Consider the following 12,146-nt stretch of genomic DNA (forward strand, 5'->3'; position numbering starts at 1 on the left):
GGGAAATGGGACGACGACGATGAGTCAGGCGCAGGACCACGAGCACGCAGGGCCTGCCGTGCCGCAGACCCGCACCGCACGCCACCGCCGGATCGTGGACATCCTCAACCGGCAACCGGTGCGCTCGCAGAGCCAGTTGGCGAAGCTCCTCGCCGACGACGGGCTGAACGTCACTCAGGCGACGCTCTCCCGGGACCTCGACGAGCTGAACGCGGTCAAGATCCGCAACAACGACGGCGACCTCATCTACGCGGTGCCGAGCGAGGGAGGGTTCCGCACTCCGCGCGCGCCGCTGGGGGAGTCGGCGAAGGAGGAGCGGATGCGCAGGCTCTCCTCGGAGCTGCTGATCTCCGCGGAGGCCTCGGCGAATCTCGTGGTCCTGCGCACCCCGCCGGGGGCGGCGCAGTTCCTCGCCTCGGCGATCGACCAGGCGGAGCTGCACGACATCCTCGGCACGATCGCCGGGGACGACACCCTGCTGCTGATCAGCCGTGGTCCGACGGGTGGGCAGGCGCTGGCCGATCATCTGCTGCGGCTGGCCCAGAACGATCACTGACCGGAACCACGACCGGTACGACGGCCGGAACCACGACCGGTACGACGACCAGTACGACGGCACGTGCCGCGCCCGATACGACGGTGGGGCGCACCCCGGAGCTCCGGGGTGCGCCCCACCGTCGTATGTCCTGACGAGCGTCACCCCAGGCGCTGGGCGAGCCCTCCCGTGCATCTGACCTCGTCGCCCGCCGTGATGAGCAGCGCCTCGATGTCCGGCAGCGACTCCAGCCAGTCGAGGCCCGCCCGCGAGCCCATCGCGAAGGCCGCGGTCGCCCAGGCGTCCACCCAGGTCAGTCGCGGGCCCACCACGGTCACGGCCAGCAGGTCGGTGACCGCGGACCTGCCGGTGCGGGGATCGACGATATGGGCGCCGCGTTCGGCGGTGCCGGAGGTCGCCACCGCCAGTTCCTCGACACCGGCCGCGGAGACGACCGCGGCGAGCGAGCCCGGACGGAGCGGGTCGGACACGCCCACCCGCCAGGGGCGGTGCGGCCCGGGGACGCCGCACAACTGGACGTCGCCGCCGCCGTTGACGCTGACCCCGCTCGCCCCGGCCGCGGCGAGGTGCAGGGCCGCGCGTTCCGCGGCCCAGCCCTTGACGATCCCCGTCGGGTCGAGCTGTCCCTCGTAGCGCGTGCTGAACCAGCCGTCGCTGACCCGTTCCGCCTCGGCGCCCAGATCGAGCACCTCGGCGACCTCCGGGTCGCACTCCTCGACGGTGAGTTCCCCGCGTACCAGCCGCGAGATCTGGCTGTCCTCGCGGTAGGTGCTGAACACCTCGTCCACACGGTGGAGTTGGGCGATCGCCTCCTCCAGTGCGGCCTGCACGGCTTCGGGTTCACCGCCGCGCACGTCGAAGGAGAAGACGGTGCCCATCACTTCCTCGGCGTGGCGCAGCGCCTGCGGTGCGTCCTCCGCGGCCTCAGACACCGGCCTTGTCCAGAGCCGACTGGAGGGACTTCTTGTAGCCGTCGCTGGTGTAGGTGGCGCCGGAGACGGCGTCGATCTGGGCGCTGCCCGCCTTGACCGCCTCCTGGTTGAGCTTGGGCACGGCGAGGGCCGTCTTCTGGTCGCTGACACCGCCCTTGGGGGCCTGGACCGCTTCGGCCTTGGTGACCTTGTTGCCGGAGAGGGTGAGCCGGACCTGGACGGGGCCGTACTGGGTCTGGGTCACGGTTCCGGTGACGACGCGCGCCTGGGCCGCCGGGGCCGGCGCGGCCGAGGACGCCCCGGCCTTTCCGGAGGAACCCGCGGAACCCGAGGACCCCGCGGATCCCGTCGTGCCGCCGGCGGTCTTCGCCTTGTCCAGGGCCGACTGCAGGGACTTCTTGTAGCCGCCGCTGGTGTAGGTCGCCCCCGAGACGGCGTCGATCTGGGCGCTCTGCGCCGCGACGGCCTCCTGGTTGAGCTTGGGGACCGAGAGGGCGGTCTTCTGGTCGCTGGTCCCGCCCTTGGGGGCCTGGACCGCGTCCGCCTTGGTTATCTTGCCGTCGACCATGGTCAGCCGCACCTGGACCGGCCCGTACTCGGTCCTCACCACGTCACCGGTGACGGTCCTGGTACCCGACTGCTGGGCCGTGGCGCCCTGGGCCGCTTCCTGCCCGGCCGCCGTCTGCTGGGGCGCGACCGCGCCCTGTGCCGACGCGGCGGCGGGGTCGGACGCCGGCTTGAGCGCCAGCAGCAGCACGATTCCGGACACGGTGGCGGCGCTCGCGAGCACGAACCGCCGAATGGGGTGACTCTTCTTCATTGTTCCTGACTCCCGTCGCTCACATCTCGAACGACTCGTGATGGATGCGGCGGGCGGGGACCCCCGCGCCGCGCAGTGCGTCGTACACCTGCTGTGCGAAGCCGGGCGGCCCGCACATGAAGACGTCGTGGTGGTCGATGTCGGGCAGCTTGCGGCGCAGGGAGTCCGCCGAGATGTCCGGGCGCTCGCCGTCGGGGCTGTTCACCGCGTACATCAGGCGTGCCCCGCGCTCCTTGGAGATCGCGGCGAGCTCGTCCCACAGGGCCAGGTCCTGGGTGGTGTTGGCGCGGTAGAGCAGCGTCAGGTCGCCGGACGCGCCGGGGAGGGTCTCGAACAGCGCCCGCATCGGGGTGATGCCGACACCGCCCGCCACCAGGAGCACCTTGCCGCGACTGCGCTTGCCGGCGGTCAGCGCGCCGTACGGGCCCTCGGCCCAGACCCGGGTGCCCGGCTCCAGATCACGCAGGGCGGCGCTGTGGTCGCCGATCGCCTTCACGGTGATGCGCAGCATGTTGGGGCGGGGTGCCGCCGAGAGCGAGTACGGGTGGGAGCTGAAGCGCATCCCCGGCGCCAGGAAGCGCCAGCGGAAGAACTGCCCCGCCTCCGCGCCCATCCGGTGCAGTTTGCGCCCGCTGATCAGCACCGACACGATGCCGGGCGTCTCCTCGATGACGGCCTGGACCCGCATCCGGTGCTTCAGGTTCAGCCGGATCGGAGAAAGGATTCGGTACCAGACGACCAGCGCGGTCACCGATCCGTAGAGCCCGTACCAGACCGTCTTGGCGACGGGTTCCACCGCGAAGTCGTTGCCGGTGGAAAGCTGGTGCCAGAACGTCAGGAACACCGCGGCGTACGTCAGCAGGTGGACGTGGTACCAGGTGTCGTACGGGATCAGCTTGCGGAGCCAGCCGACGGATATGAACCCGATGAGCACGAGCAGGCCCGTGCCGATCGCGGCCTTGCCCATGTCGGGCAACTGGTTCACCGAGTCGATGGTCTGCTGCACGATCTGGCCGAGCCCCTTGCCGGCCTGCAGGGCGTAGCCCCACATCGTCAGGAAGAGGTGGGCGAGGACCAGGCAGATGGTGTAGCGGCCGGTCATGGCGTGCCAGCGCGCCACGCGGTCGGATCCCACCCTGCGTTCCAGGGCGGGCACGCGGGCCATCTGCAGCACCACGAGCGCCATCAGATACCCGGCGAGCAGCCCGGTGATCCGGCCGGCGTTGAGGATCCTGCTGTTGTTGTCCGCGATGGACGGGGTATCCATCCACCACAGCCAGATGACCGCCGCGGCGCCGGCCCAGACGGCGAGCAGCAACGGGACGGCGGGCGAGCGGCGAGGGCGGATTCGGCGCATGGTCTGGCGCCGCGCGGCGCGGCCACCGGCGATCGTGGACACGGTTCCTCCGTGTTCGTCCTGGAGAGACGGGGTGAGGGGAGTGGCCCCCTGGCCCAGAGATACGGTCCGCGACGCCCGTGCGTTCAGAGGCCCGCGGAGTCCAGTGCGGACTGGAGCGACTGCTTGTATCCGCCGCTGGTGTAAGTGGCTCCGGACACCGAGTCGATCTGGGCGCTCTGCGCTGCCAGCGCTTCACGCCTGAGCTGGGGAATCGCGTAACTGTTGATCTCCTGGTCCCGGGGATTCTCCGAAGGATAGGCGACCGCGGTGGCATCCGTGATCCTGCCGTCCTTCAGCGTGATCCGCACCTGGACCGGACCCCAACGGGTCTGCACCGTATCGCCGGTGACGGTCCTGGTCCCCGTGCTCTTGGAACCCCCGGAGGTTCCGGAGGAGCTTCCCGAGGAGGTTCCCGGGGAGGGGGAGGAGGAACGACCCACCGACGAGGAGGCGGAGGCCGGTGCCGGTGGTGTGTGCGGCTTGAGCGAGAGCAGCAGGACGACGCCGGTGACCGTGGTGGCGGCGGCCAGCGTGATCCGCCGCAGCGGACGGTTCTTCTTCAGGGCGTGCACGGCGGCCTCACAGCTCGAACGACTCGTGGTGGATACGGCGGTCGGGGACACCGGCGGTGTGCAGTGCCCCGTACAGGTCCCGCGACAGCGCGGGCGGTCCGCAGAGATAGACGTCGTGCTCGGCGATGTCCGGAACGGCCTCGCGCAGCGACTGGGCGGTGAGCCGCGGGCGCGTGCCGTCGGCGGCGTTGACCGCGTACAGGACGCGGGCCCCGCGCCACCGCGCGATGTCCTCCAGTTCGCCGCCCAGCGCCAGATCCTCGGCCGTACGGGCCCGGTAGAGGAGGGTGACCCGGCCGGGCAGCGTCTCGAACAGCGCGCGCAGCGGGGTGATGCCGACGCCGCCCGCGATCAGCAGGGACTTCGACGAGGTGGCCCGGTCGGCGGTCAGCGATCCGTAGGGGCCCTCCGCCCACACCCGGGTGCCGGGACGCAGCAGCCCCACCGCCGCGCTGTGGTCGCCGAGCGCCTTCACGGTGATCCGCATGCGGTCCGGCCGCGGCGGCGCCGACAGCGAGTACGGGGTCGAGGTCCATCGCATCCCGTCCGCGAGGAACCGCCAGCGGAAGAACTGGCCCGCTTGCGCGTTCAGTTCGTCCAGCTTCTCCCCGCGGATCACGACGGAGAAGACCCCGGGGGACTCCCGGTGCACGGACTCCACGCGCAGCCGGTGGCGCCGGTTGAGCCGTACGGGTGCCAGCAGCCGGAACCAGACGACGAGCGCGGCCGTACCGAGGTAGAGGGCGTACCAGGCGGCCTGCGCGACCCGGTTGCCGACGAAGTCGGAGCCGAGCGCGAGCTGGTGGAAGAAGGTCAGGAAGACCGCCACGTACGTCAGCAGATGCACGTAGTACCAGAACTCGTGACTGATCCGGCGGCGGGCCAGGCGCGCCGAGGTGATCCCCACGGCGAACAGGATGACCGTGCCGGTCGTCGCCTTCAGCATGTCCGGGTAGTCGAACACCACGCTCAGCGTCTCGTGGACGACGCCCGTCCCGTCCTGGGCGGCGTAGCCGAAGAGGATCAGCGTGACGTGCGCGACCAGCAGGCAGACCGTGTACCGGCCGGCCATGGCGTGCCAGCGGGCCACCCGGTCGGAACCGACGCGCCGCTCCAGGAGCGGGACCCGGGCCATCAGCGCCACCAGGACGGCGCAGCCGTAGCCGCACAGCAGCCCGGCGATCCGCCCGGCGTCCGTCAGCCAGCCGGCGAGACCCACCACCGACGGTGTGTCGGTCCACCACAGGGCGAGGACCGCGGCCGCTCCCGCCCACAGCAGGGCCAGCAGCGGCCCGGCGGGCGAGGGGCGCGGCCGTCCGCGTCCTCGCGTCCTGCGCGGGTCCGCGGCCCGCTCGTACACCGTGGTCATGTTTCCGTCCTTCTTCCGGCACTCCGGGAGGAAACTGTGCGTCGCGAACCTCTGAGGAGGCTCTGAACGGGCGTGATCGGTGCGGACTCACAGGAAACTGAGAGCGAAGGGGAGGAAGGGGAAGGGGAAGGGCGAGGGGCCGGTGCGGGCGCGCGAGGCGAGTGCCCTGTGGCAGAGGCGCCTCAGAGACGACTCAGAGGAAACTCAGAGCCCGCGCGGCCGGGCACGTCCCTCCGGAGGGGCGATGCTGGAAGACGACATGAACTCTCCCTCCCCAGCCCACGGCACCCCCCGCCCCCCGGCCTCCGGTACGGAAACCGGTGCCGACGTCGCTCCGGAGCCCGGGACCGCCCCTTCCCGGGGGGCCGCCAGGGCGCCCTCGCTCACCCGGCCCGACGGCACCCCCGTGCGTGTCCTCGTCGTGGACGACGACCCGGACCTGGCCGAGGTCCTGTCCGGTGCGCTGCGCTACGAGGGCTGGGAGGTCCGTACCGCGGGCGACGGCGCGTCGGCGGCAGCGGAGGCGCGCGAGCTGCTGCCCGACGCCGTCGTCCTCGACGTGATGCTCCCGGACACCGACGGCTTCGCCGTCCTGCGCGACCTGCACACCGTGCTGCCGGACGTGTGCGTCCTCTTCCTCACCGCCCGGGACGCCGTGGAGGACCGCATCGCCGGGATCACGGCCGGCGGCGACGACTACGTCACCAAGCCGTTCAGCCTGGAGGAGGTCGTCGCCCGGCTGCGCGGACTGCTGCGCCGCGCCGGTATGGCACGCCGGATCGACGAGGGCCCGCGGCTCGTCGTCGGGGACCTGGCGATGGACGAGGAGGCCCGGGAGGTGACCCGGGGCGGCGACCTGATCGAGCTGTCGCCGACGGAGTTCGAGCTGCTGCGCTTCCTGATGCGCAACCCGCGCCGCGTACTCAGCAAGGCGCAGATCCTCGACCGTGTGTGGTCCTATGACTTCGGGGGCCAGGCCCATGTGGTCGAGCTCTATATCTCCTATCTGCGCAAGAAGGTCGACGTGGGCCGCGAGCCCATGATCCACACGGTCCGGGGCGCCGGGTACGTCATCAAGCCCGCGGTGGCCCGGTGAGCGCGAGCACGCCGGGCAGGGCCGGGCGCCGGTGGCTCCGGCCGGCCTCGGCCCTGCGCGCGCTGCCGCGCCCGCGCACCATGCGCGCCCGCCTCACGGCGGGGCTCGTGGTGCTGCTCGCGGTCGGTTGCGCGGCCGTCGGGGTGGCCGCGGTCTACGAACTGGACGGCTTCCTGACCGGCCGCCTCGACCAGCAGTTGCAGGACGCCGGGGCGCGGTTCCCGGCGAGCCTGGAACACAGCCTGGCGAAGCCGACCGACCACGACGGCGACGAGCACGGTGACACCCGCAGACAGAGCACCGGCACCTTCGGGGCGCGCCTGGTCGGCACGGACGTCACCAACGCGGCGGTCGTGCCGTCCGGTACCGGCACGGCCGTCCGGAACGTGGATCTGACCGCCCGCGACGAGGCCGTGCTGGCCGCGGTCCCGGCGAACGGCCGCGCCCACACCGTCCGTCTGTCGGCTCTGGGCGACTACCGGGTGCTGGCGACCCCCGGCAAGGACGGTGACGTGCTGATGACCGGGCTGCCCACGGAGCCGGTCGACGCGGCCGTGCACCAGCTTGAACTCGTCGCCTCCCTGGTGTCCGGCGTGGCCCTCGTGGTCGCCGGAGTCGCCGGGGCGCTGTGGGTGCGCTGGTCGCTCCGCCCGTTGAACCGGGTCGCCGCCACCGCCACCCGGGTCAGTGAACTCCCGCTCGCCAGTGGCGAGGTGGCGCTTCCCCCGCGCGCGCCCGGGGCCGACCCGCGCACCGAGGTGGGCCGTGTCGCCAGCGCGTTCAACCGCATGCTCGGCCATGTCGAGGACGCGCTCACCAAACGGCACGCGAGTGAGGAACGGCTGCGCACCTTCGCCGCGGACGCCAGCCACGAGCTGCGCACCCCGGTCGCCTCGGTCCGCGGCCACGCCGAGCTCGCGCTGCTGCACCCCGGCCCGGTGCCCCCGAAGGTGACCCGCGCTCTCGAACGGATCGCCGCCGAGTCGGCGCGCATGGGCGAGATGGTCGACGACCTGCTGCTGCTCGCCCGGCTCGACGCGGGCCGCCCCCTGGAACGGCTGCCCGTCGACCTCACCCACCTCGTCCTCGACGCGGTCACCGACGCCCGCGCGGCGGGCCCCGGCCACCGCTGGGTCCTGGAGCTGGCGGAGGAGCCGGTGACCGTGCCCGGCGACGCCCACCGGCTCCAGCAGGTGCTGGCCAACCTGCTGGCCAACGCGCGGGCCCACACACCGGTCGGCACCAGGGTGACGGTGTCCCTGGAGGTGGAGGGCGCGGAGGCGCTGCTGAAGGTGCGCGACGACGGGCCCGGGGTTCCCGAGGACGTCCGGCCCGGCGTCTTCGAGCGTTTCACCCGGGCGGACCGCCGCCGCGCGGACGGCGCGGGCAGCGGAGCGGGGCTCGGCCTGTCGATCGTGGCGGCCGTGGCCGAGGCGCACGGCGGCACGGTCGCCCTGGAGAGCCGCCCGGGAGCGACCACGTTCACGGTCCGGCTCCCCGCGGACTGAACCGTGTCCGCCGGTCAGCCGGTCTTCCGTCTGTCCGCACGTCCGGTCCGCAGGGTTCGCCGGTCCGTCAGTACCGGGTGACCGCCGTCGCCCCCTTCGCCGTGCCGATGGCGATGTGCGGTCGGCGCGCGGGCTCGGCCCACGCGAGGATCCGCCGCATCGCGCCCGCCGGCACGGACACACAACCGGCCGTGGGACCGATCCCGTTGACGTGCAGGAAGATCCCCGCGCCACGGCCGCGCACCGGCCGGTCGTAGTTGAACCCGATGACGAAGGCGTACTCGTACTGCTTCTCGTACGCGATCAGATGCTCGGACTCCTCGGCCCGGCAGTCCCCGGGGCGAGGCTCGGTCCAGCGGTTGTACGACCGGGAGGCGTTGTCCTGGCACCACCAGGAGTCCTGGCGCACCCGGCGGTACGGCATCGAGGTCCCGTCGGGCGCCGCCCCGGTCCCGAACGCGTACGGCAGCTCGTACAGCCCGGTGGGTGTGGTGTTCGTGCCCTGGAGCCGCGCCCCGCCCTCGACCAGCCCGCGCGCCCCGAACCGCGCGGGGGCGGATCCGGCCCGCACCCAGTGTCCGCCCCGCAGGTCCCACCAGGTGAGGGTCCCCGCGGTGGCGTTCTCGCGCGGCGCCTCGGCGGTGATCAGCTGCGTTCCGCCGCCGGTGTCGGCCAGCCCGGCGGGAAGCCCGGCAAGGGGCGGCGGCCCGCCGGGGGCCAGGGCGAGCAGGGACGCGGACGCGAGGGCGGCGGCTCCGAGGCGCATGGCTCAGACCGTACTGGGGGGCAACGGAAGCGGCAGCCCGGGCAGTCCGTCCAGGCTCGTCGCGATGTGCTCCTTCTTGGTGAAGTACTCGTTCAGCGAGGTGTCGTCCTCGCGCGCGAAGCGCCTGGCATGCAGGTCGCGGTCCTCGTCGTACGACATGGTGGGCACCGCGTAGCCGCAGGAGTCGCGGACGAGTTCGGCGGTCACGACGATGATCGCGCGCAGTCCGTGCAGGGCGGGATCGATGGCGGGGAACCGGGTGAGGAGTTCCTTGAAGCGCGGGTCGTCGCGGAAGACCGGCTCGCCGCGCCCGTGCACCCGGACGATGTTGGGCGGGCCCTGGAAGGCGCACCACATCAGCGTGATCCGGCCGTTCTCGCGCAGATGCGCGATCGTCTCGGCGGTACTGCCGGCGAAGTCCAGATAGGCCACGGTCAGGTCGTCGAGTACGGCGAACGATCCGCTGAGCCCTTTGGGTGACAGGTTGACCGTGCCCTCCCCGGACAGCGGCGCGGTCGCGGTGAAGAAGAGGGGCTGCGCCTCGATGAACGTGCGGAGGCGGCCGTCGATGCGCTCGTAAGTCTTTCCCATGTCTAACGATTATCGGGGAAAGCCGTTCGCCTGTCTAAGGAATTGCGGGTTCCGGCGGTGTCGGTCAGGGCCACCGCCGGAACCCGTGGCAGCCCCGGCCGTCATCGGCGGAACGGCCGGGCGCCTGTCACGTCACTTGGTGAGCGTGCAGGCGGCGAGGGAGTCCAGTCCGGTCGGCTTGGCGGCGGTGCGGCCGATGGAGATCGCGATGCGGTCGATCGTGGAGGTCCGCTTGTCCTTCAGGGGGCCGAGGATCGCGTTCTGGACGAAGTTGGCGCCGCCCTGCCCGACGGTGTTGGCCAGGCGCGTGTTGGCCTCGGCGATCTGGGTGTTCAGGAGCGCCAGATTGCGGTCGACCTCGGCCTGTGCGGAGGCGGGCACGGCGGGGAGCTTCGAGGCGACGTCCGGGCAGGTGATGGTGCCGGCCGCGGTGGCGGCGCCCGTGCCTCCGGCGGCCCCGCCGGCCTGCGCCGTGGCGGTGGCGCTCGGCGCGGCGGCACCGGTGGCCGCGCCGCCCGCGCCCGCCACGCCGTTGAGCGTGCAGGGTGCGAGGGAGTCCAGTCCGGTCGGCTTGGCGGCGGTGCGACCGATGGCCGTCGCGATGCGGTTGATGGTCGCGACGCGCTTGTCCTTGAGCGGGCCGAGGATCGCGTTCTGGACGAAGTTGGCACCGCCCTGTCCGACGGTGTCGACCAGCCGCTTGTTCGCCTCGGCGATCTGGGTGTCGAGCAGGGTGAGGTTACGGTCGACCTCGGCCTTCGCGGTGGCGGGGACCGCGGGCAGGCTCGGCGCGACGGCCGGGCAGTTCACCGTGCCCGCGGCCGCGGCCTTCGTCGTGGCGTTCTGCGCGTCGCTGCCGTGCGTCCCGCCCGCCAGGGCGCTGCCGGTGATCACCGCCGCGGACAGCACTACGGCGGAGGCTCCGCCGATCATCACGACGCGCCGCTTGTTGTACTTCGGAAGAGCCCTGGACATGCGGAATCCTCACTCGGGTCGGGGGCGGACGACGGCCCTTGTTCGACTGGTCGGTCGTCGTTCGTGTGTCTGCCGTGCGCGAACGCGGCGCCTGCGTTCAGCGGGATGTACGCGACAGGGGGTGCGGCTGTTCAACCCTCGGTGAAGATTCCTCGGCCGAGCGTGCCCGGGCGGGCCGCGATTGACGAATCATGCAGACTCCTGCATACTCATGCATGTCAGCGAATGCACTGTGAGGAGAATCCCGTGACCGAGCGCGTCGTACTCGCCTACTCAGGCGGTCTGGACACCTCCGTCGCCATCGGTTGGATCGCCGAGGAGACGGGCGCCGAGGTCATCGCCGTCGCGGTCGATGTCGGCCAGGGTGGCGAGGACCTGGACGTCATCCGTAAGCGCGCCCTCGCGTGCGGCGCCGTCGAGGCCGAGGTCGCGGACGCCAAGGACGAGTTCGCCGACGAGTACTGCCTCCCGGCGATCAAGGCCAACGCCCTCTACATGGACCGCTATCCGCTGGTCTCCGCCCTCTCCCGCCCGACGATCGTCAAGCACCTCGTCGCCGCCGCCCAGAAGCACGGCGCCACCACGGTCGCCCACGGCTGCACCGGCAAGGGCAACGACCAGGTGCGGTTCGAGGCCGGCATCGTCGCCCTCGCCCCCGACCTCAAGTGCATCGCCCCGGTCCGCGACTACGCGATGACCCGGGACAAGGCGATCGCCTTCTGCGAGGAGAAGCAGCTCCCGATCGCCACCACCAAGAAGTCCCCGTACTCCATCGACCAGAACGTCTTCGGGCGCGCGGTCGAGACGGGCTTCCTGGAGGACATCTGGAACGCCCCGATCGAGGACATCTACGAGTACACCTCGAACCCCGCCGAGGCCCGCGAGGCCGACGAGGTGATCATCACCTTCAAGCAGGGTGTCCCGGTCGCCATCGACGGCAGGCCCGTCAGCGTCCTCCAGGCCATCCAGCAGCTCAACGAGCGCGCCGGAGCCCAGGGCATCGGCCGGATCGACATGGTCGAGGACCGGCTCGTGGGCATCAAGTCCCGTGAGGTGTACGAGGCTCCGGGCGCGATCGCGCTGATCACCGCGCACCAGGAGCTGGAGAACGTCACCGTCGAGCGTGAACTCGCCCGCTACAAGCGGCAGGTCGAGCAGCGCTGGGGCGAACTGGTCTACGACGGCCAGTGGTTCTCCCCGCTCAAGCGCGCCCTGGACGGCTTCATCGACGAGGCCAACCAGCACGTCAACGGCGACATCCGGATGACCCTGCACGGCGGCCGCGCGGTCGTCACGGGCCGGCGCTCCGACACCTCGCTCTACGACTTCGACCTCGCCACGTACGACACGGGCGACACCTTCGACCAGGCCGCGGCCAAGGGCTTCATCGACATCTACAGCCTGTCGTCGAAGATCGCCGCCAAGCGGGATCTGGCCTGAGCCGCACGGGACTTGGCGCGGGCCGTGTCGTGTCCGCCGCCTCGAAGCCTCCCGAGCACTAGCCTTGCAGCCGCCTCCTCACTCGCGCGTGGGGAGGCGGTGGCACATCCACACCTTTCGAG

At 71.8% G+C, this 12,146-nt stretch carries 12 protein-coding genes; 4 read left to right on the plus strand and 8 right to left on the minus strand.

Going from position 1 to position 12,146, the window contains the following annotated elements; genetic code table 11:
* The first annotated feature begins 19 nt into the window (after positions 1 to 19).
* Positions 20 to 556 (plus strand): arginine repressor, encoded by a 537-nt coding sequence (locus OHT01_RS31930; protein ID WP_261702846.1) that lies wholly within the window; start codon positions 20 to 22, stop codon positions 554 to 556.
* A 140-nt stretch (positions 557 to 696) separates the two neighbouring features.
* Here the strand turns inward: OHT01_RS31930 and OHT01_RS31935 are convergent, their stop codons facing one another.
* The 5 genes from OHT01_RS31935 to OHT01_RS31955 all read right to left on the minus strand — a co-directional run bounded on the left by OHT01_RS31935 (position 697) and on the right by OHT01_RS31955 (position 5,648).
* Positions 697 to 1,434 (minus strand): FAD:protein FMN transferase, encoded by a 738-nt coding sequence (locus tag OHT01_RS31935; protein WP_405918549.1) that lies wholly within the window; start codon positions 1,432 to 1,434, stop codon positions 697 to 699.
* A 46-nt stretch (positions 1,435 to 1,480) separates the two neighbouring features.
* Positions 1,481 to 2,308 (minus strand): FMN-binding protein, encoded by an 828-nt coding sequence (locus OHT01_RS31940; protein WP_328556568.1) that lies wholly within the window; start codon positions 2,306 to 2,308, stop codon positions 1,481 to 1,483.
* A 19-nt stretch (positions 2,309 to 2,327) separates the two neighbouring features.
* The gene (locus OHT01_RS31945) at positions 2,328 to 3,665 is read right to left on the minus strand and encodes a ferredoxin reductase family protein (RefSeq protein WP_328558345.1); all 1,338 of its coding nucleotides are present in this window, start codon (positions 3,663 to 3,665) and stop codon (positions 2,328 to 2,330) included.
* A gap of 125 nt (positions 3,666 to 3,790) precedes the next feature.
* Entirely contained in the window at positions 3,791 to 4,279 is a 489-nt protein-coding gene (locus OHT01_RS31950; protein ID WP_328556569.1) for an FMN-binding protein, read from the minus strand.
* A 7-nt stretch (positions 4,280 to 4,286) separates the two neighbouring features.
* Positions 4,287 to 5,648, minus strand: a complete 1,362-nt coding sequence (locus tag OHT01_RS31955) for a ferredoxin reductase family protein (protein ID WP_328556570.1) — start codon at positions 5,646 to 5,648, stop codon at positions 4,287 to 4,289.
* A 259-nt stretch (positions 5,649 to 5,907) separates the two neighbouring features.
* Between OHT01_RS31955 and OHT01_RS31960 the strand changes: the two genes are divergently transcribed.
* Together OHT01_RS31960 and OHT01_RS31965 are read left to right on the plus strand one after the other, a co-directional pair.
* Complete coding sequence (locus tag OHT01_RS31960; protein ID WP_443043474.1) at positions 5,908 to 6,744, plus strand: response regulator transcription factor; 837 nt, start codon at positions 5,908 to 5,910, stop codon at positions 6,742 to 6,744.
* Between the two features lie 80 nt (positions 6,745 to 6,824).
* Entirely contained in the window at positions 6,825 to 8,252 is a 1,428-nt protein-coding gene (locus OHT01_RS31965) for a sensor histidine kinase (RefSeq protein WP_328558346.1), read from the plus strand.
* A 67-nt stretch (positions 8,253 to 8,319) separates the two neighbouring features.
* Here OHT01_RS31965 and OHT01_RS31970 read toward each other — a convergent pair whose 3' ends face one another.
* From OHT01_RS31970 to OHT01_RS31980, 3 genes are all read right to left on the minus strand, one after another.
* Positions 8,320 to 9,018 carry a L,D-transpeptidase family protein gene (locus OHT01_RS31970; protein WP_328556572.1) on the minus strand — a complete coding sequence of 233 codons (699 nt, stop codon included), beginning with the start codon at positions 9,016 to 9,018 and terminating at the stop codon, positions 8,320 to 8,322.
* Positions 9,019 to 9,021: 3 nt separating this feature from the next.
* Positions 9,022 to 9,609 carry a pyridoxamine 5'-phosphate oxidase family protein gene (locus tag OHT01_RS31975; RefSeq protein WP_328556573.1) on the minus strand — a complete coding sequence of 196 codons (588 nt, stop codon included), beginning with the start codon at positions 9,607 to 9,609 and terminating at the stop codon, positions 9,022 to 9,024.
* Positions 9,610 to 9,741: 132 nt separating this feature from the next.
* Positions 9,742 to 10,584, minus strand: coding sequence for a hypothetical protein (locus OHT01_RS31980; protein ID WP_328556574.1), 843 nt, complete (start codon positions 10,582 to 10,584; stop codon positions 9,742 to 9,744).
* Positions 10,585 to 10,830: 246 nt separating this feature from the next.
* On the opposite strand from OHT01_RS31980, the gene OHT01_RS31985 reads away from it, so the two are divergent.
* Positions 10,831 to 12,024 (plus strand): argininosuccinate synthase, encoded by a 1,194-nt coding sequence (locus OHT01_RS31985; protein ID WP_328556575.1) that lies wholly within the window; start codon positions 10,831 to 10,833, stop codon positions 12,022 to 12,024.
* Positions 12,025 to 12,146 lie beyond the last annotated feature (122 nt).

Origin of the sequence: Streptomyces sp. NBC_00358 (assembly GCF_036099295.1) — a bacterium.
Classification (GTDB): domain Bacteria; phylum Actinomycetota; class Actinomycetes; order Streptomycetales; family Streptomycetaceae; genus Streptomyces.

Bases quoted from the DNA above. Each gene is read 5' to 3' on its own strand.
- OHT01_RS31930 (WP_261702846.1), top strand. From the start codon at position 20: ATGAGTCAGGCGCAGGACCACGAGCACGCAGGGCCTGCCGTGCCGCAG.
- OHT01_RS31935 (WP_405918549.1), bottom strand. From the start codon at position 1,434: ATGGGCACCGTCTTCTCCTTCGACGTGCGCGGCGGTGAACCCGAAGCC.
- OHT01_RS31940 (WP_328556568.1), bottom strand. From the start codon at position 2,308: ATGAAGAAGAGTCACCCCATTCGGCGGTTCGTGCTCGCGAGCGCCGCC.
- OHT01_RS31945 (WP_328558345.1), bottom strand. From the start codon at position 3,665: ATGCGCCGAATCCGCCCTCGCCGCTCGCCCGCCGTCCCGTTGCTGCTC.
- OHT01_RS31955 (WP_328556570.1), bottom strand. From the start codon at position 5,648: ATGACCACGGTGTACGAGCGGGCCGCGGACCCGCGCAGGACGCGAGGA.
- OHT01_RS31960 (WP_443043474.1), top strand. From the start codon at position 5,908: ATGAACTCTCCCTCCCCAGCCCACGGCACCCCCCGCCCCCCGGCCTCC.
- OHT01_RS31965 (WP_328558346.1), top strand. From the start codon at position 6,825: ATGCGCGCCCGCCTCACGGCGGGGCTCGTGGTGCTGCTCGCGGTCGGT.
- OHT01_RS31970 (WP_328556572.1), bottom strand. From the start codon at position 9,018: ATGCGCCTCGGAGCCGCCGCCCTCGCGTCCGCGTCCCTGCTCGCCCTG.
- OHT01_RS31975 (WP_328556573.1), bottom strand. From the start codon at position 9,609: ATGGGAAAGACTTACGAGCGCATCGACGGCCGCCTCCGCACGTTCATC.
- OHT01_RS31980 (WP_328556574.1), bottom strand. From the start codon at position 10,584: ATGTCCAGGGCTCTTCCGAAGTACAACAAGCGGCGCGTCGTGATGATC.